This window comes from Methanobrevibacter sp. UBA417, assembly GCF_002508845.1.
Taxonomy (GTDB): Archaea; Methanobacteriota; Methanobacteria; order Methanobacteriales; family Methanobacteriaceae; genus Methanobrevibacter_A; species Methanobrevibacter_A acididurans.
In genome coordinates this window covers 265,785-284,087 of sequence record NZ_DAZC01000027.1, presented here as the reverse complement: position 1 = coordinate 284,087, position 18,303 = coordinate 265,785, and the positions used below count along the sequence as shown (strand labels likewise).

Here is an 18,303-nt window from a genome sequence, read left to right as displayed (position 1 = left end):
TTTTTTTTATAGGAGAATGAAAACTTCATGGTAGTTATAATCGACCCACAACAAAGCGGAATTGCAGGAAACATGATAGTTGGAGCATTCGTAGATATGGGAGTAAACCCAAATGAAATGAAAACAATAATGGAAAAAGTAGCAAATGAATTCGGAAAAACCACCATACATTTAAATAAAATCAACAAAAAAGGCATCCAATCCATATATTGCAGGGTAGAAATACCTAAAGATGAAAATCCACACATCCATTACACAGAATTAATAAAAAAATTAGACACCATATCACAAAACACAGACTATAATCCTAAAATTTTTGAATTAAGTAAAAAAGTTTTCCAAAAAATAGCAGAAGCAGAATCCATAGTTCATGGTAAATCACTTCAAGAAATACATTTCCATGAAGTAGGAGCATGCGATGCAGTAGCAGATGTAATAGGCTCCGTCTATGGATACTATAAATTAGGATTAGATAAAACACAAGTCATAGGATTACCAGTAAGTGTAGGTGGAGGAAACATCAAATCCTCACATGGACGAATACCAGTACCAGTACCTGCAACACTAAATATTTTAAAAGGAATCACCATTAAAGGAGGACCAGTAGAAACAGAACTAGCAACACCAACAGGTGCAGCATTATATGTAACATTCTGCGATGAATTCAAACAATTCCAACCAAGTTTAAAACCCCAAATAATAGGTTACGGTGCAGGCAGGAAAGAATTCAACTACCCCAATGTATTAAGAATAATACAAGGAGAAAACCAAATACCATTAGAAAAAATAAATGTAATAGAAACCAATATAGATCACTTAAACGGTGAACAATTAGGATACCTCTTCGATAAACTAATAAAAGAAGGAGCAAATGATGTAATCATAATCCCTGTAATTATGAAAAAAAATCGACCAGGACAAATACTAAAAGTAATATCCAAAGAAGAAAACACAGAACACCTATTAAAAACAATATTCACAGAAACAGGATCACTTGGAATAAGAGTAACACCAATGACACATAGAGGAATAGCTAAAAGAGAATTTAAAAAAATCCCAATCACAATAAATAAACAAGAATATGAAATAACCTATAAAATAGCATATATTGATAATAAAATAATATCTAATCGCCCAGAATTCGAGGATATGAAAAAAATAGCACTAAAAACAGGTTTACCCCTAAAAAATGTAGTTGAACAAGCAAACATTACAATAAATAAACACTTAAAAGAAAACATATAAAAAGGCTTAAATTAATATGGAAATCAAAATAGCAACAATAGAAGATGCAGAAATAATAACTAGTATAGTCGAAAACACTATAACTGAAATCTATCCGAAATATTTATCTGAAGAAAATATAGAATATTTCCTAAACCTACACTCAAAAGAAAACATAATAAAAGATATTAAAAACAAAAACGTGTACGTATTCCAATACCATGGAATAAGCTTTGCAACAGCAACAATACAAGAAAACAATGTAAAAAGATTATACATACTACCATCATTTGAAGGAAACGGTTACGGTTCAGCAATAATGACTTTCTTCGAAGATAAAATAAGTGAAAAATATGATTACATCCTAATAGATTCAACTAGTCCCAGTATAAATTTTTACATTAAACGAGGATATTATACAATAGAAAATATAGAATTTAATATAAGTAATGAAAAAATTTTATACTATGAAATACTTAAAAAAGACTTAATAAAATAGGAATAAAAAACACATGATTAAAAAAGAAAACTTAAACCATAAAAAAGCAATAACCGTATTATCAGGAGGCTTAGATTCAGCAGTAGCCACAGCAGTCTATGCAAAAGAATACGATATACATGCAATAACATTCGATTATGGTCAAAAAGCAGCAAAAAAAGAAATACAAGTTTCCAATGAAATATGTAAAGCCCTAAATATCAAACACACAGTAATGGATTTAAAATGGTTAGGTCAAATAAGTAACTCAGCATTAACCACAGACAAACCAATACCAGAAATCGAAAACAACAAATTAGATGATACAAAAACATGCACCAATACAGCAGATAAAGTATGGGTGCCAGGTAGAAACATAGTATTCACAAGTATAGCAACAAGCTTTGCAGAAGCAGAACATGCTGAAATAATCATTGTAGGATGGGATAAAGAAGAAGCAGCAACATTCCCAGACAACTCCAAAGAATTCCTAGAAAAATATAATCAAATGCTAAAAGAAGGATCACCACAAAACATCACAGTAAAAGCACCAGCAATAGATTTAAATAAAAAAGAAATAGTTCAATTAGGACAAAAATATAATGCCCCAATGAACTTAAGTTACTCCTGCTATAAAGGAAACAACAAACATTGTGGAGTCTGCGAATCTTGTATGCGACGTAAAAGAGCTTTCAAAGAAGCACAAATACCAGACCCAACAGATTATGAACAATAAAAAACATAAAATAAAATAACAAAAAAATAAATAAAAAAAATTTTTATAGTCTTGATTAAATTGAAAAAAGAATTCATAATGGCACAATTAGGTAGAATATTCATAATAGTAGCAATAATCCTATCAATAGTTAATGCTTTCTACTGGAAAAAGAATTACATAGACGGATTATCCGTAATATTCGCTTTCCTATCACTAGTCATGGTGCTATATGCATCACGTAACATTCGAAAACAATATACAAGTGGTCCAATTGGAGCATTAAACCAACAAGTAGCACAAAGCTACCTATTCAACATGGTATACAAGTCAACAATTCAAAACAATTTCGAATCACTACCACTTGCAGTAGAAGAAGAAGTAAAAGAAAAAATGCCACAAATAAGCATAGATCAATTACTAAAAATATATGACTATATGCTAACAATACCAAAAGAAATAAACATTTTCTACTATAACCTAGATTCCACTAATCAAAATGATTTAAAAAATTCAGAAGCAGATATTAAAGCTTGGATAAAAAGTAAATACTTATGGATGGATGAAGAAAGCCTAGATTTAAGTTTCCAAAGATTCTTTAACTCATAAATACTACTTTTAAGCTAACTATTTTTTTTTAAAATCCTAAAAAAATTTCAATTATTTTTTCAGTACTATCATGTATTGTAAATAATTTTTCGTTTTGTTTTACCATTTAAATTAATTAATGATAGTTATGAATTATTTTTTTAAATACAAAATATTTTATTAACTGAGATTTAAGAGAGGGAAAATGAATTATATCCCCCTTAATAAATACAGAATGAAAAGTAATGATCTGGATTTAATCAAATAAATTGAAACAGTTTTATCATGTCTTAATTATTATTTTAGTATAGGATTCCTAATCAAAGGACTTAATCTATTTAAAAGAATTAAAAAGAGTTTAAAGCTTTTTTAAATATTTAAAAATATGTGGGGAGTGTTACATTTTATTAATGTTACCTGAAAGTTACATTAAAAAAAGTAACCCTTAGCTAACCTTAGAATCCTTAGATTTTAAAATAGGGTTATTATTATTATTATATTTTTTTAAAAGTTACTTAAATTTTAAATTAGAGCCTCCCCTTAGTGAGAATTTTTATTTTAATTAATATAAAATATGTATATAGGGGTACCCTCTTCAGAAAAAGGTAACTTTGTAACATTTATACAAATTAATATAAAATATTAAAAACTATTTAATATTAATATATTATTTAATAAAATATTAAGGTGTACTTCCTTTAATAATGGTTACTTCATGAACATTAAAAAAGTAATCTTTTTTAAAAAAAGTAACCTCTAAAAAAGAAAGCCCTAAAATTAACTAAAAATGTAAAATATCCTGATTCACATTTTTAAAATAAAATCTAAGACATTAACTAATAAATTGGTTAAAAAATAAACAAGAATAATTTAAATAGAAATTATATTCCAAATTTAAATATATATAAAATAATTTTTAACTTTTTATTATTTAAAGTAAATTATATTATAAAAATAATAAATATAATATGAAATTATTTAAAGTTGAATAAAGTAATTATTAAGGGGAATTTTATGGAAGAAAATAAGATTAAAGAACATCCAAAAGTTTTTATTTCTTATGCTTGGACAAATGAACAACATATTAATGAGGTTAATGATTTTGCTAATCAACTACGTGAAAATGGTGTTGATGCAAAATTAGATCAATGGGATTTACATGCAGGGCAAGATATGAACAAATTCATGGAAGATAATATAAATAGTGAAGATATCCTTAAAGTTTTGATTATCTCTAATAAGGAGTATGCTAATAAAGCTAATGCACGAAAAGGAGGTGTGGGTACTGAAACACAAATTATAAGTCCAGAAGTTTATAAAAATACAGAACAAAAAAAAGTTTATTCCATTAATATGGGAAAAAGATGAAAATGGAGAACCTTATTTGCCTACATATCTTGTTTCAAGAAAAGGTTTTGATTTTTCAAATGAAAATAAGCGTGAAGAAAATTTGCTCCATTTATTAAAAGAAATTAAAGGTATTCTCCCTTATCCTAAATCTGTTTTAGGTAAATTTCCTGAAAAATTATAAAGGAGAATTAAAAAAAGAGGTTAAACTTAGTGAATTGGTAGGTATTAAATATTAAATAATTAATTTTTTTTTAAATTAGTGGTTTTATTTTTTAACTCAAGATTTTTTAAAGAATTAAAATTTTAAAAAAAAGAAAAAAGCGAAGATAATTTAGTTATTTATTTTGTTATTATTAATACGTAATACTGTTATCATTATCTCCTTTTTTAAAAAAAATAAAAATATTTTTTAAAGATTTTTAGCTAAATTCAACACCACAATCTTCAATCTCTTTTTTCAGATTTTTAAAATAGTCTTCAGAACTAACATTCATTCTATGGTTAGTAGCATTTGAATCCATTATATCTACATCTAATAATGGACTAATCAAATTAGGTAATCCTTCTGATTCAAATGAAACAATACCACAAATATCTGTATCATAAATAGGACTATTAACATTTATAGTTTGAATTTCTTCAAGATTATTAGCCTGTTCTATTTTCTTTTTTAAATCTTCACTAATATCTACAGCAAATGATAATGGGAGTTGAGATATTATTATGTGTTCATTAATATAAAATGCGAGCTTATTTTTAACTAAAGAATCCATAACATATTTATTTGGGCAATCTATAAGGATTAAATCTGTTTCACACATTTGTTTAGTGTCCATTAAATCTTCATATAAAAGATTATTTCCACGAAATTCTGGTAAGACATAAATTAAGTTTAATATATAACTATCATTTACACTAGTTCTATATACACTAAATCCTACTACTTTTTTATCATAGACTATTTCTTTCATAAAAGCATATTCATTGTCAGGATCTTCTAAAAATCCATCTTTAACAAAGGCTTCATATAAATAAGGATATTGATCTGTTAATGTAGGTACTAATTTAATTTGATCTTTAAGATGGTTTTCTTCTTGGTTGAATATTATTTTGCCTACACCATCTTTACGAGCTATATACTCATGTTTATTTTTATTTACCATGACATGTCACCTCTTAATGAATTAAAGTATTTTATTTTAAATTTCATACTTTTTCACCTCCTAAGATTTTATTTTAAATTAAATTATTTTCTCCTTTTATTTGATTTAATTAAAGAAAATAATTAAAATTCATTTTATTATATAGTACTAATACTCATTGTGGTAGCATGTGAAAATTACTATTCTTTTATTTTCCATATTTGATTTTTATTAAAACAATAAAATATGATTAAAAATAGATTGGCAGTTTCTATAACTGTTACATTAATTTAAAAACAATTATTTTTTAATTTTATGAGCTTAATAATTTTAATAAATAATAATTAATGGAAAATGAGAAATTTTAGTGATTTAATAAAATTTAGAAGAATTTATTTAAAAAAAAGTTTTTGAATTATAATAAAAAGTTTAAAAAAAAGAAAAGGGGTTTATGGTAATAAGTGTTTACTTATTTTATTACCATTAAGGTGTCGCCAGCGTTTACAGTATCTCCTTCGTTTATGAAAATTTCTTTGACTTGTCCGTCTTTTTCGGCTTGAATATCATTTTCCATTTTCATAGCTTCTAATACTGCTACAACGTCACCTTCTTTAACTTTATCGCCAACGTTTACTTTGAGTTTTAAAATCATTCCTTGCATTGAAGAGGTTAATGCACCTTCAACTGGTGTGAATGGACCTTTATCTGTTGCTTCATCAATTTCCATAAATCCAGTTGGCATGATTTTAACATCGAAAACATCACCATCTACTTCTACAGCATATTCTGTAGGTATGTTAACTCCTTCATTAGTCATATCTGCTTGTTTAGGAGATAATAATTCTTCTTCTTCAACTTCTCCTTTTAAGAATTTAGTTGCAAGTGCAGGGAATAATGCAAGTGTTAAAATATCTTCATCTTTTTTAATTAAACCCTCTTTTTCCCCTTGTTTTTTGAATTTTTCATATTCAGGTTTAAGTAAATCTGCAGGTCTGCAATCTATTGGTTTTTCATCACCAATAATTTTTTTAGCTAATCTTTTATTAACTGGTGCAGGTGGTCTACCATAATTTCCTTTCATATACTCTTTTACTTCATTACTAACGTTTTTGTAACGTTTACCACCAAGTACATTCATTACAGATTGGATTCCTACAATTTGACTAGTTGGAGTTACAAGTGGAGGGTACCCCATGTCTTTTCTAACACGTGGCATTTCTTCAAGAACATCTTGATAACGATCAAGAGCATTTTGTTCTTTTAATTGGGATATAAGATTACTTAACATTCCTCCAGGAATTTGGTAAGTTAAAACATCAGTATCAATACGTTCTGCAATTGGATCAATTAAGCTGGAATATTTTTCTCGTATTTTTTCGAAATATTTTTTAATATGATTTAGTTTCTTTAAACTTAATTTAGTATCATATTCTGTTCCACTTAAAGATGCTACTATTGTTTCAGTTGGAGGTTGACTTGTACCCCATGCGAGTGGTGAAATTGCAGTATCTAAAATATCAACACCTGCTTGACAAGCAGCATAGTAACTTATAGGACTCATACCACTAGTACAATGTGAGTGTAAATTTATTAGTAAACCAGTTTCTTCTTTCAATCTGGTTATTAATTCATAAGTTGTTGAAGGGTTAATTAAACCAGCCATATCCTTAATTGAAATTGAATCACAATCTAATGCTTCTAATTCTTTAGCTAATTCAACATATTTATCAATAGTGTGCACTGGACTTATAGTGTAACTTATTGTACCTTGTACATGTCCACCTGCATTTTTAGCTACTTCAATAGATTTTTTCATATTTCTTACATCATTTAAAGCATCGAAGATTCTGAAAATATCAACACCATTTTCATAAGATTTTTCCACAAATTTAGTTACAACATCATCAGGATAATTTTTATAAGCAAGTAAGTTTTGTCCACGAAGTAACATTTGTATAGGTGTTTTTGTAATATTTTCCTTTAAAACTCTTAATCTTTCCCATGGATCCTCATTCAAATATCTTATACAAGAATCAAATGTTGCTCCTCCCCAAGCTTCTAATGAGAAATATCCGATTTTATCTAATTCCTCGGCTATAGGTACCATATCTCTAGTTCTTATACGTGTTGCTAAGAGTGATTGATGCGCATCTCTTAATGCAGTTTCTGTAATTTTTGTTGATTTCATGACTTTTTACACCTCTTCATGACTTCATATTATAAAATATAATTAACAGTTAACAATATAATTTATAAATTTTTTCATAAACTATTATTATCTTAGATTTTTTTAACTAAAATAGTTATTGTTTTAAAAGGGTATATAAAGTGAATTTAAAAATCATAAAAAAAATTAAAAAAAATAGTAGAAAATTTAAAAAAAAATAGGAATTTTAAACTTTCAAATCAATAACCTGATTTTCACTTGATTTAACATCTAAGGAAATATCCTCTTTTAAAGGCTTAATCTTTCTAGCAATTAATAAACCAATAACCAAGTTACCTATAATAAGGAATAAATTATAACCAATATAAATTCCAGGATACTGTACTAAATTATAACTTACAAAATGTCCTGCATAAACAGTATTTGTTAAATAAGTGAATAAATCAAATACACCATGTAATAGAATCACACTTAATAAATTATTAGTTCTAAGGAAAACAGCACCAAGAATAATCCCAGCAGTCATAGCATAAACAACTTGAATTAAAGTATTCAATAGGGGTGCATGAGTTAAATTAATAAGATGAGCTAAACCAAAGAAAAGACTAGCTAATATTAAAGTCTTATACACTCCTCTTTTACTATGACCAAAAACAGTCATTAAATTTTGAAGAATTAAACCTCTCATAAAGATTTCTTCATAAACTCCAACTGCAAATGAGTAAACAATCGCACCAATAATAGGAGCTAAAGTAAAAGTCATAGGATTATTAACATTTAATGTTAAAAATATGATTAACTGAACAACACCAGTTAAAATCACAAAAGAACCTAATTTAAGACCTAAACTTAAATTATGCTTACCAAAAAGATCCTTACTAAACAAGCCTAACTGTTTCATTATAAACAAAGACATAATAGCTAAAATAATTTCAGTAACACTTTCAGTAACATAAGGTAAACCTTGTGATAAATTAATTGCACTAAAAATTGTGTTTAAAACAATTCCAATAATCAAGAATAATATCAAAGAGAGTATAGTGAAAAGTAATGGTTTTCTTTTAGAAAAATTTTCTCTCGTATTTATAATAATCACCTCATAAATTTAAAATTTATACTTTTTTTAAAAAATTTTATCCTAATTCATTGAAAAATTAGCAAATACTTAATATTTAACTTAATAATTTATTGTTAATCAGTTTTAAAGCTTTTGGAAAATAAAACAATGAAATTAAACATTCAAAATATTAAAAACTTATCATGCTTTTATTCAAAAAATTATTAATTATAAAAAAAATATAAACTCAAATCAAGTTAAAATATAAAAAAAGGAGTTTAAAAAATATGCTTAAAAGAAGTGAATATTTAAAATCAGATAAAATATTAGAACCTCCACTTAACATTAATTTACCCTATTTTGCATATGGACTTTTCAAACCAGACCAATTAGCATACAATAAAATCAAAAACCTAACAAAAAAACACAATTCCGGGAAAATACATGCAGAAATCTATTTAAAAGATGGAATAGCATTACTAAAACCTATAAAAACTGGTAAATCCCTAATCAATGGTGAATTATATTATTTTAAAGAAAACATGAAAAATTTAGCCTATGACAATATCCGGGCATTTGAACCTAAAAAATTTTACAAATGGCAAGAAATCAAAGTAATAATAAATGGAAATCAGATAAAAGCAAACACTCTAATTGGGAAAGATTTTAAAAACAGTAAACTATTAAAAAATCCTAATTTTCAAAGTGAAGACCCATTCTTTAAAGAAGCATTATGTGAAATAGAATCAATAATTAAAGAAGACACTATAAATCAAGAAAAACTAGAATGGATAAACACTTCAAACTTTCAACATATTTTCAGATTACAAATGGCATACTCCCTACTTTGGACTTGTATAAAACGATTCGCATTTATAAAATACCCATTAACAGATAATTTATCTAATCAATATAAACTAATAGCCAAAGAACCAATATTTAAGGAAAATCTTTTAAAAACAGTTAAAACAGAGAGAAAAATTTACTCCTCAGATTACCTAAATGAAAACATATTAAATAAAAATTCTCCAGAAGAATTATTAAACTACTACTACACTCTCAGAAATTATGGAGTGCATAGAGAAACAATTTCCAAGGATTATATTATAATAAAAACAGGTTTACAAGAATTATTAAAAATATTTAAAGAAATAGTGAAAAATTCAAAAAAATGAAAATATAAATGAAAAATAGTAAATATTTTTAATGGTGAAGATTTTAATATTATCTTTCAAGATCACCATTAAGGAAAGCTTCAACTTTTTCAGCGGCAATATCATCAGTATACTGAACTGGTGGATGTTTCATAAGATATGATGAAATAGAAGTTAACTGACCACCAATACCTCTTTTTAATCCAAGTTTACAACAACGTACTGCATCAATAACACAACCAGCACTATTAGGTGAATCTTCCACACTTAAACGTAATTCAATATTCATAGGAACATCACCAAAAGTCTTACCTTCCATTCTTAAGAAACATAATTTATTATCATTTTGCCAAGGCACATAATCACTAGGACCAATATGGATATTATGATCTTCTAATCTTTGAGGAACAACCGCTTGAACAGCTTCTGTTTTAGATTCCCGTTTAGAACTTAAACGATCATGATTTAACATATTAAGAAAATCAGTGTTTCCCCCAGTATTAAGTTGATAAGTTCTATCAAGAGTAACTCCTCTTTCCTTAAAAAGATTAGCTAATGTACGATGAGTTATAGTTGCACCAATTTGTGCCTTAATATCATCACCAATACAAGGTATGCCTTTATCATGGAATTTCTTCTCCCATTCACCATTACTAACAATGAAAACAGGCATACAATTAATAAATGCAACACCGGCATCTAGGCAACATTGAGCATAAAAACGAGCAGCCTTTTCAGAACCTACTGGAAGGTAATTTAATAAAATTTCAGCACCACTATCTTTTAAAACTTGAACAACATCACAAGATTCTTCATCACTAACCATAAAAGTATAATCATCTTCATAATTTTTCATATGAGGAGCTACACCATCAAGAACTTTCCCCATTGATACTTTAACATCAGTTTCAGGGAGATTATCATTAAAAATAGTAGTACAATTTGGTTTTTCAAAAATAGCTTCATTAACACTTTTTCCAACCTTTCTTTGATCTATATCAAATGCTGCAACTACTTCAATATCTCCAGGTTCATAATCATCAATTTTCCAATGCATTAAACCATTGGAATCTTTCTCGGTTTTATCAGAATAATAATAAATACCTTGAATAAGTGAGCTAGCACAATTCCCCATACCAACTATAGCAATCTTAATCTTATCTACCAATTAAATTCACCTAATAATTTCTTTGTTTTATAATAAAATCTTAATAAATATAGAATATTTAAGAATAGTAAATTATAATAATATAATATTAAATTTCATTTTATTTAAATATGATTTTTATATAAAGTGATAAAATTAAAAGTATAAAAGTATTATTTAATATAAATTAAATTCAAGTAATAAAAAAAATTTTAAGGGAGTAAAAATGGGGAAGAACATGAAGAAAGTACTATTAATAGCATTCTATTTCAATCAAGTAAACGAAATAGCATCTAAAAGATTAAGAGCCTTAGCTAAATATTTACCTGAATATGGATGGGAACCAATAGTCATAGTTCCAAACCTTGGTAAGTTAAATATGGAAGGTTTAAATTGTGAAGTAATCCAAACTCCCTATGAAGACATGATGGATAAATGGTTAAAACGCCAAAGCACAGAAAAAGTTGAAAACACTCAACCAGTTATACGGGACTCAACAAGTGTAGATAACAAACTATTAAGTAAAATAGTAACATTCGCCGGTGAAATATTCGCTTATCCTGATGGTATGAAATATTGGTACGAACCAGCAATGGAATACTCCTCAAAAATAATAGAAGAAGAAAATATAAATGCAATAATCTCCTCATCTTGGCCAGTAACAGCACATAAAATAGGTAAAGATTTGAAAAAAAAGTATAATATACCATGGATAGCTGACCTACGTGACTTATGGAATATGAATCCATATATAAACCATACTCATATTAGAAACTATTTTGAAAAACGTTTAGAAATTAACACATTTAATCATGCAGATGCACTTACAACTACAACACCTCTTGCAGCTACCACACTATCACAATTACATCCAAACAATTTAATAGTCCCAATACCTTCTGGATACGATCCAGATGACTTTAAAAAAATAAACATTATAAAAGAGAAGAATACAAAACTAAACATAACATATGCAGGATCACTATATGCAGGAAAAAGAGACCCTACAATACTATTTGAAGCATTGAAACAATTAATAGATGAAAAATTAATTAAAGAAGATAAAATTCAATTAAACTTTTACGGGGATTCTGGAAACCTAAAAGAAATTGCAGAAAAATATGATTTAAAATCAACTTTAAATATTGGAGGATTCATCCCTCACGAAGAAGTACTAGAAAAAGAATCCCAATCAGATATTCTTTTACTTATTAGTTGGAATAATCCTAAAGAACAAATGTTCATACCTGGAAAAGTATATGAATACTTAGCACTTAAAAAACCAATACTATCTATTGGTTACAAGCAAGGATCCCTAAAAGATTTAATTACTGAAACTGGTATAGGATTTCATGTTTCATCTTTAAATGATACAAAAGAAGCATTACTAAAATTTTATAATGAATTTAATGAAAATAATATTATCACTTTTAAAGCTAATGAAAGTATTGATAAATTTTCAATGAAGAATACAGCTTCTAATTTTGCAAAATTATTAAACCAAATATAAAACATAATATTAAATTAATAAAAAAAAAATAATGGAATGTATTTTTATGAATGTTTATTTAGAAATAACCAGACCAACAAATGCATTAATGGCAGCAGTAGCTGTACTATTAATGGCAATTATAAATTTCAATTATGGAATACCAATAATATTAGGTTTCATCACTGTTTTATTTGCAACTTCTGGAGGAAACGTGATTAATGATTTCTTTGATTATAAAATCGATAAAATAAACAAACCACAAAGACCAATTCCATCAGGACGAATCAGTTTAAAAAATGCTAAAAATTACTCAATCATACTATTTCTAATATCAATACTACTAAGTGGACTTATAAGCTACTTGGTGAAAGATTTAACACCATTAATATTAGTATTCTGTTGTTGTTTACTAATGTATTTTTATGCACGTAATCTTAAAGCCATGCCATTATTTGGTAATATTGCAGTATCATTACTTACAGCATTATGCTTCATATTTGGTGGGGATATCCTTGCATTCAGCACTCATTCATTTTTAATACTTCAAACAGGATGCGCATTAGGATTTTTCGCATTCTTCATGACACTAGCTAGAGAAATAACAAAAGATATGGAAGATATTGAAGGGGACAAAATAGAATCTGCAGAAACACTACCAATAGTATGGGGAAATAGGAATTCAAGCATCTTATCAAGTATATTAATAATTATAACAGCACTTGTAAGTCCACTACTATTTTACCTTAACATATTTAATGTTTACTACTTAATAGTGATGATAATACCTATAATTTTATTCTTATACTGTGCAATTATTATATTGAAAAACCAAGAACCAGTAACTTGTGGAAAAGTTTCAAAGTATTTAAAAATAGGCATGTTAATAAGTTTTTTAGCATTCATTATAGGATCCATACCATTCTAAAAAAAAATAGTGAAAAAAAATTTATAAAAAAAAGTGGGGGTTTTTTTATGTATTTTAATGAAAATATTTTCTTTAATAAATTATTTTTTGTAAATGGTGAAAAAAAAATATTTAAAACTTAAAAAAATCACCCCACAATTTTTTAAATATAAGCATTCTAGGTTTAACCTACTCCAATTTCATTTCCATTTGCATCAACTTCATGTCCAGCACCTTCAACAGTGTTTCCATCTTTATCATAAGTTACATACCCACTTTCAGTAGTTCCATTAGAATTGGTTTTTGACCATGTGACAGTTTTACTACCATCATCATTAACTATAGTGGTATTTGAAGAAACATTATTATTGCTTGAATCATTTAAATTTATAGTTGATGAATTGGTGGAATTATTTGAGGTATTTGTAGAATTAACTAATGCATTATTACTATTAGAAACATAAGTTACAGCTCCAACAGCAGCTACTGCAATAATTATAACAATCAATATTAAAATAAAAATATTGCTTTTTTCCAAATTTCTCACCTCCAATAGTGTTTAAAATTTAAATGTATCAAATACTTATAATCCTTTTACTTATTAAATATAACGGTTTTATTAAGGGTTAAAATATCAATTAAACACAGAATAAGCTTTTAAATAATCTTTAAAAATAGTGAACTTAAATAAAAAAATAGTGGAAAGGTTTTAAAAAACCCTTTAAGGATTAATATCCCTAATAAAATAAAAACTAATAAAATGTACTATAATCAAGTATCCCTCACCATTTAAGGAAACACTAAATCATTCACACTTTCTGATAAACACTAACCTCTCCAATCTGTTTAACTTCCTTATATTGAGGAATACTTAAATTTTGATATTGTGAAATATAATACTTCGTATTGTTAGCTAACATTTCACTAGAAAATTTCGAAGAATTCTCTTTACTAGTAACATAATGAACTTCTTTTTGAAGATACCAAGTAAATATCGGTCCCCTATCCGCCCAAATCACAGCAGAACTTAAATTCGGATCATGACCCTCTAACCAAGTTACAGTATCTTGCTCATTATTTACAAGTGAATCATGTTTATTAACACCTAAATATGAGAAACTCATAATAAGAAGTAAAATAACACAAATAGTAGGGATAATATGTTTTAAACTCACACTCTTAATCTTATAATCTTTTAACTTTTCACATATAAAACTTAAACCAAAAGTAATGAAAAATGCTAAAGCAGGAGCAAAAGCAGTAGCATAACGATCAACTTTAGTTAAATGAGCAGATAAAAATATCATATGACCCATAAACCATCCAATCATCATTAAATCATAAGTAAAAAATTCATACTTAAACTTATTATTCTCATTAAAACTTAAAAGCACCTTATTAAATGTAAGTGAAAAAATGAAAATACAGATAAAGAATAATATTTCACATTTAACAAAAGAAACCTTACCTGCAATGAAAAATGATAAACACATACCAACAATAGAAGCAAATAAAATCACATAAAAAATGCTTTTAGGAATCTTAAATTTACCTACAATATTATCCCAAAAACCATTAGTATCATAATTAAATCCAACTTTAGAATCCATAACACCATAAGATTCTTTTAAAACCTTTGAAAAACGATACAATGCATAAACAATACCAACCATACAAATAATTAACAATATAATACCAACCCAATGGTTAGGATTATAAATATATCTTGGAAGATTACTGAAATAATATAATAAATTATTCCCTTTATGCTTACGAATAGCAAAAGCAGATCTAGTAGTAGTGGAAGATATTGTTTCGGCTTGATTTAAAAAACCAAATGGTATATGATTAGATAAATAATAATAAAAAAACGGAACCATGAATAATAAACCAAACAAGGCACCACCAACAATATTCTTAAAATACTTCTTTATAGTTCCAAAAATATCCTTTTGGGATAAGAAATAAAGAATCATTACAGCAAAAACAACAGCACCAGTATACTTTGCAAAGAATGTTAAAACACTTAAAGGGAAAGCTAAATAAAAATATTTTTGATTTGTTTTCATTGCTTTAATAAAAAAGTATAAAGTCCAAATAGAAAGCGCAACACAAGGCACATCAATTGACCCATTACCTGCCCACATAATATTTACAGTGAAACTACCATACAATATAGCTCCAAAAATACTATAAGTATTATCAAATCTTAACTTTAAAAGAAGATAAGTTCCAACAACACCTAAAACATAAAAAATTCCAGTAATAACAAATAAACTATTAACACTCACAAAATTCAATCTAAAAGCAATACTAGTTAAAAAAGGAATCAGTGGAGATAAGAAATCCACATAATCATAACCAGTAATATTAACTCCACTAAACTTAAGAGCTTCAATCAAATAAAGGTAAATATCCCTATAAGAATGTCCAAGAATGTTTTCACTACAATTAATCCAAACAATCAAACTACCAATAATTAAAGAAACTATTAACACGGTTAATAAACTAAAAAGATTCTTATTTTCCGTAATAATTGATTTAAAATTCTTAAGCATATAATTAGATTTCTCCTTTAAAAAAATTTTTTTATTATTATCCTTTTTTTTATAATAATAATATAATCTATTAATAATATTTATTACATATTATTTAACATATTAAGAAAAAAGGAATAAAAATATATATGATTTTAAAGTGGATTTGAAATTAATGAAATTTATAAAAGACATCAACATAAACCGAATGGACTCACCTTACATCTTATTTTTATTAATATTCACTTCACTTATAACAATAAACATAATATTTTTCAATAACCAATTAGGTATTTACTGTTCAGACGTTTTCATTTACTTATTAAACAGTTTAAACTATGCTGGAGTGAATATAGATGCTAACGCTACAATGTATTTATCACCAGTACTATGTATGATTACAGGGGGAATATTCCGCTTAGGATATGTTAATGTTAATGCATTATACATTGTAACAGGAATTTTTGCAATATTTGGAAATTTAGGATTCTACATATTACTTAAAAAACGATTCAATAAAACATTAAGTTTAATAGGATCCATACTACTATTCAGCCTATCCCTAAATCTTCTATGGTTAGCAAATGGAACATTAGACATTCCCGCAATCGGTTTAAGTATTTGGTCAATCCTATTTTTCACATTAGCTGTAGATAAAAACCCTAAATATTACATACCATCATTACTATTATTTGTCTTAAGCATCTTCACACGTTATACTGCAGGATTAATCATACCAGTACTATTAATATACTTCTTTGGAAAATATGATTTATTCCAATGCTTAGACAAACTCTTATCAGATAGGGAATCTTTTAAAGAATCCGCAAAAGCATTTTTAAAAACTAGTGAAGTAAAATACATTATAATAGCATTAATCACTAGTGTAAGTTTAACAATAATTTTCCTATACTTTATAAGTGGATATGTAACAAATTTAGGATTCCTATCCCAATCATCAGCAGTTAGTTCAGGATTAAAAACAAGTGTTGTAGATTCAGCATTCACAACAAACACATATTTTTATATTACAAATTTCTTAAACTTCCTATTCTCAAATAATATAATATTTAAAGGTAACATACCATCATTATACAATCCAAACATAATCTCTTATTTAGTATTTTTCATAACAATTATAGGATTAATTATAGGTGGTTTAAAATTAAAATATCAGAAAAAAAGACACATTAATTTAAATGGTTTAACTGATTTTAAATCTGAAAATAAAATCGAAACAGTTACTAAAACAACTGATTATAAAATTAAAAATGAAAAAATCGTGTCAAAACCAATTAAAAAAACTGTTAAAGAACCATTATTTAAAACTAAAAAATTAGAACCATTACTAAAACTAATATTTATAATTACTTTAATATTTGCAGTATTAAGTTTTGATAAAATCAGTTCTACTATTACATTAATCTTAATCAGTTTCGATATTCTAATACTAAACTCCTTATTAAAAAATCATAAAATTAAATATTTAAACCTAGATTTAGCAATGATTGCATGGTTTCTTGTGTACTTAATAGCATTTACTTATATAAATATTAAAGTAAACCGTTATATTCTAACAGTAATGCCTGCATTTGTATACTTTTTCACAGTAGGATTAAATTATATTAGTCAAGAATTAGATTTTAATTTAAATATATTTAAACATAAAATCAACACATCCCAATTACTTGCAGTAATCCTAATCATAATATTTGTATTCAGTGCATTTACTTTCACATCAACAGTAACAATAGATCAAGAAATAAAATCACCAGAATTAATTTCCAACTACTTAAAACATTACGATCCAGATTATGAAAGTAAAAATATTGGAGTATATAATAAAAGACCATTTTCATGGTTCTTACATAAAGACTTATTCGGAATAGATAAATATCATAGGGATTACTTAGAACAAAGTGATTTAACATATTACATATCTAATGAAAAAGTGAACTTAACAAATTATCATCAAATTCAAAAAGAAGGTAATTTATACCTTTATCAAAGAAATAATACTTAATTAATGGAGAATAAAATAATATGAATATATTACATGTAGCACACTCTTACTATCCTTGTCTTGCAGCAGGAGGAGTAGTTAATGCATCTTATCAAATTGGGTGCAAACAAGTACAAAATGGTAATGAAGTTTATGTATACACTACAGATTCATGTAAAGAAAGATTAAAATTTGATAAAACAAACTATAATGTGGATATTAATGGAATAAAAGTAAACTACTTCAAAAACCTTTCCAATACAATTAAAACAAAAACCTTAGTAGACACACCAATCACCGCAGCCCATTATATACGTAAAGATATTAGTAATCATGATATAATCCA

16 protein-coding genes and 1 pseudogene are annotated in these 18,303 nt (G+C 26.5%); 11 read left to right on the top strand and 6 right to left on the bottom strand.

Going from position 1 to position 18,303, the window contains the following annotated elements:
* Window positions 1-27 precede the first annotated feature (27 nt).
* The 6 genes from larC to BP769_RS05975 all read left to right on the top strand — a co-directional run bounded on the left by larC (window position 28) and on the right by BP769_RS05975 (window position 4,536).
* Window positions 28-1,245, top strand: coding sequence for a nickel pincer cofactor biosynthesis protein LarC (larC, locus tag BP769_RS06000; protein WP_413862251.1), 1,218 nt, complete (start codon window positions 28-30; stop codon window positions 1,243-1,245).
* Between the two features lie 16 nt (window positions 1,246-1,261).
* Window positions 1,262-1,723: a GNAT family N-acetyltransferase gene (locus BP769_RS05995; RefSeq protein ID WP_413862249.1), complete on the top strand. Its 462-nt coding sequence runs from the start codon at window positions 1,262-1,264 to the stop codon at window positions 1,721-1,723.
* Between the two features lie 13 nt (window positions 1,724-1,736).
* Entirely contained in the window at window positions 1,737-2,438 is a 702-nt protein-coding gene (queC, locus tag BP769_RS05990; RefSeq protein ID WP_413862247.1) for a 7-cyano-7-deazaguanine synthase QueC, read from the top strand.
* Window positions 2,439-2,516: 78 nt separating this feature from the next.
* On the top strand, window positions 2,517-3,026 hold the full coding sequence (locus tag BP769_RS05985; protein ID WP_413829026.1) for a hypothetical protein: 510 nt from the start codon (window positions 2,517-2,519) through the stop codon (window positions 3,024-3,026).
* 993 nt (window positions 3,027-4,019) lie between these two features.
* The gene (locus tag BP769_RS05980) at window positions 4,020-4,373 is read left to right on the top strand and encodes an SEFIR domain-containing protein (RefSeq protein WP_413862245.1); all 354 of its coding nucleotides are present in this window, start codon (window positions 4,020-4,022) and stop codon (window positions 4,371-4,373) included.
* A gap of 16 nt (window positions 4,374-4,389) precedes the next feature.
* Complete coding sequence (locus tag BP769_RS05975; RefSeq protein ID WP_413862243.1) at window positions 4,390-4,536, top strand: hypothetical protein; 147 nt, start codon at window positions 4,390-4,392, stop codon at window positions 4,534-4,536.
* Between the two features lie 238 nt (window positions 4,537-4,774).
* On the opposite strand, the gene BP769_RS05970 is transcribed toward BP769_RS05975, so the two are convergent.
* The 3 genes from BP769_RS05970 to BP769_RS05960 form a co-directional block, all read right to left on the bottom strand.
* The gene (locus BP769_RS05970; RefSeq protein ID WP_413862241.1) at window positions 4,775-5,518 is read right to left on the bottom strand and encodes a hypothetical protein; all 744 of its coding nucleotides are present in this window, start codon (window positions 5,516-5,518) and stop codon (window positions 4,775-4,777) included.
* Window positions 5,519-5,966: 448 nt separating this feature from the next.
* Window positions 5,967-7,685 carry a sodium-extruding oxaloacetate decarboxylase subunit alpha gene (gene oadA / locus BP769_RS05965; RefSeq protein WP_413823878.1) on the bottom strand — a complete coding sequence of 573 codons (1,719 nt, stop codon included), beginning with the start codon at window positions 7,683-7,685 and terminating at the stop codon, window positions 5,967-5,969.
* A 205-nt stretch (window positions 7,686-7,890) separates the two neighbouring features.
* Entirely contained in the window at window positions 7,891-8,682 is a 792-nt protein-coding gene (locus BP769_RS05960) for a CPBP family intramembrane glutamic endopeptidase (RefSeq protein ID WP_413862239.1), read from the bottom strand.
* Window positions 8,683-9,008: 326 nt separating this feature from the next.
* On the opposite strand from BP769_RS05960, the gene BP769_RS05955 reads away from it, so the two are divergent.
* Window positions 9,009-9,896 (top strand): hypothetical protein, encoded by an 888-nt coding sequence (locus BP769_RS05955; protein ID WP_413862237.1) that lies wholly within the window; start codon window positions 9,009-9,011, stop codon window positions 9,894-9,896.
* 49 nt (window positions 9,897-9,945) lie between these two features.
* Here BP769_RS05955 and BP769_RS05950 read toward each other — a convergent pair whose 3' ends face one another.
* Entirely contained in the window at window positions 9,946-11,010 is a 1,065-nt protein-coding gene (locus BP769_RS05950; protein ID WP_413823842.1) for an inositol-3-phosphate synthase, read from the bottom strand.
* A gap of 250 nt (window positions 11,011-11,260) precedes the next feature.
* Between BP769_RS05950 and BP769_RS05945 the strand changes: the two genes are divergently transcribed.
* Together BP769_RS05945 and BP769_RS05940 are read left to right on the top strand one after the other, a co-directional pair.
* Window positions 11,261-12,532, top strand: coding sequence for a glycosyltransferase (locus tag BP769_RS05945; protein ID WP_413823733.1), 1,272 nt, complete (start codon window positions 11,261-11,263; stop codon window positions 12,530-12,532).
* Between the two features lie 46 nt (window positions 12,533-12,578).
* The gene (locus tag BP769_RS05940) at window positions 12,579-13,439 is read left to right on the top strand and encodes a UbiA family prenyltransferase (protein ID WP_413823735.1); all 861 of its coding nucleotides are present in this window, start codon (window positions 12,579-12,581) and stop codon (window positions 13,437-13,439) included.
* Between the two features lie 163 nt (window positions 13,440-13,602).
* On the opposite strand, the gene BP769_RS05935 is transcribed toward BP769_RS05940, so the two are convergent.
* On the bottom strand, window positions 13,603-13,956 hold the full coding sequence (locus BP769_RS05935; RefSeq protein WP_413823738.1) for a hypothetical protein: 354 nt from the start codon (window positions 13,954-13,956) through the stop codon (window positions 13,603-13,605).
* A gap of 271 nt (window positions 13,957-14,227) precedes the next feature.
* Window positions 14,228-15,976, bottom strand: coding sequence for a glycosyltransferase family 39 protein (locus BP769_RS05930; RefSeq protein WP_413823740.1), 1,749 nt, complete (start codon window positions 15,974-15,976; stop codon window positions 14,228-14,230).
* A gap of 154 nt (window positions 15,977-16,130) precedes the next feature.
* Here BP769_RS05930 and BP769_RS05925 point away from each other — a divergent pair, with 154 nt between their 5' ends.
* Together BP769_RS05925 and BP769_RS05920 are read left to right on the top strand one after the other, a co-directional pair.
* The gene (locus tag BP769_RS05925) at window positions 16,131-17,978 is read left to right on the top strand and encodes a glycosyltransferase family 39 protein (protein ID WP_413823743.1); all 1,848 of its coding nucleotides are present in this window, start codon (window positions 16,131-16,133) and stop codon (window positions 17,976-17,978) included.
* 20 nt (window positions 17,979-17,998) lie between these two features.
* Window positions 17,999-18,303 (top strand): annotated as a pseudogene (locus BP769_RS05920) (glycosyl transferase GT4 family protein); the annotation flags it as partial.

Bases quoted from the DNA above. Each gene is read 5' to 3' on its own strand.
- BP769_RS05925 (WP_413823743.1), top strand. From the start codon at position 16,131: ATGAAATTTATAAAAGACATCAACATAAACCGAATGGACTCACCTTAC.
- BP769_RS05930 (WP_413823740.1), bottom strand. From the start codon at position 15,976: ATGCTTAAGAATTTTAAATCAATTATTACGGAAAATAAGAATCTTTTT.
- BP769_RS05940 (WP_413823735.1), top strand. From the start codon at position 12,579: ATGAATGTTTATTTAGAAATAACCAGACCAACAAATGCATTAATGGCA.
- BP769_RS05980 (WP_413862245.1), top strand. From the start codon at position 4,020: ATGGAAGAAAATAAGATTAAAGAACATCCAAAAGTTTTTATTTCTTAT.
- queC (WP_413862247.1), top strand. From the start codon at position 1,737: ATGATTAAAAAAGAAAACTTAAACCATAAAAAAGCAATAACCGTATTA.
- BP769_RS05970 (WP_413862241.1), bottom strand. From the start codon at position 5,518: ATGGTAAATAAAAATAAACATGAGTATATAGCTCGTAAAGATGGTGTA.
- larC (WP_413862251.1), top strand. From the start codon at position 28: ATGGTAGTTATAATCGACCCACAACAAAGCGGAATTGCAGGAAACATG.
- oadA (WP_413823878.1), bottom strand. From the start codon at position 7,685: ATGAAATCAACAAAAATTACAGAAACTGCATTAAGAGATGCGCATCAA.
- BP769_RS05955 (WP_413862237.1), top strand. From the start codon at position 9,009: ATGCTTAAAAGAAGTGAATATTTAAAATCAGATAAAATATTAGAACCT.
- BP769_RS05950 (WP_413823842.1), bottom strand. From the start codon at position 11,010: ATGGGGAATTGTGCTAGCTCACTTATTCAAGGTATTTATTATTATTCT.
- BP769_RS05995 (WP_413862249.1), top strand. From the start codon at position 1,262: ATGGAAATCAAAATAGCAACAATAGAAGATGCAGAAATAATAACTAGT.
- BP769_RS05985 (WP_413829026.1), top strand. From the start codon at position 2,517: ATGGCACAATTAGGTAGAATATTCATAATAGTAGCAATAATCCTATCA.
- BP769_RS05945 (WP_413823733.1), top strand. From the start codon at position 11,261: ATGAAGAAAGTACTATTAATAGCATTCTATTTCAATCAAGTAAACGAA.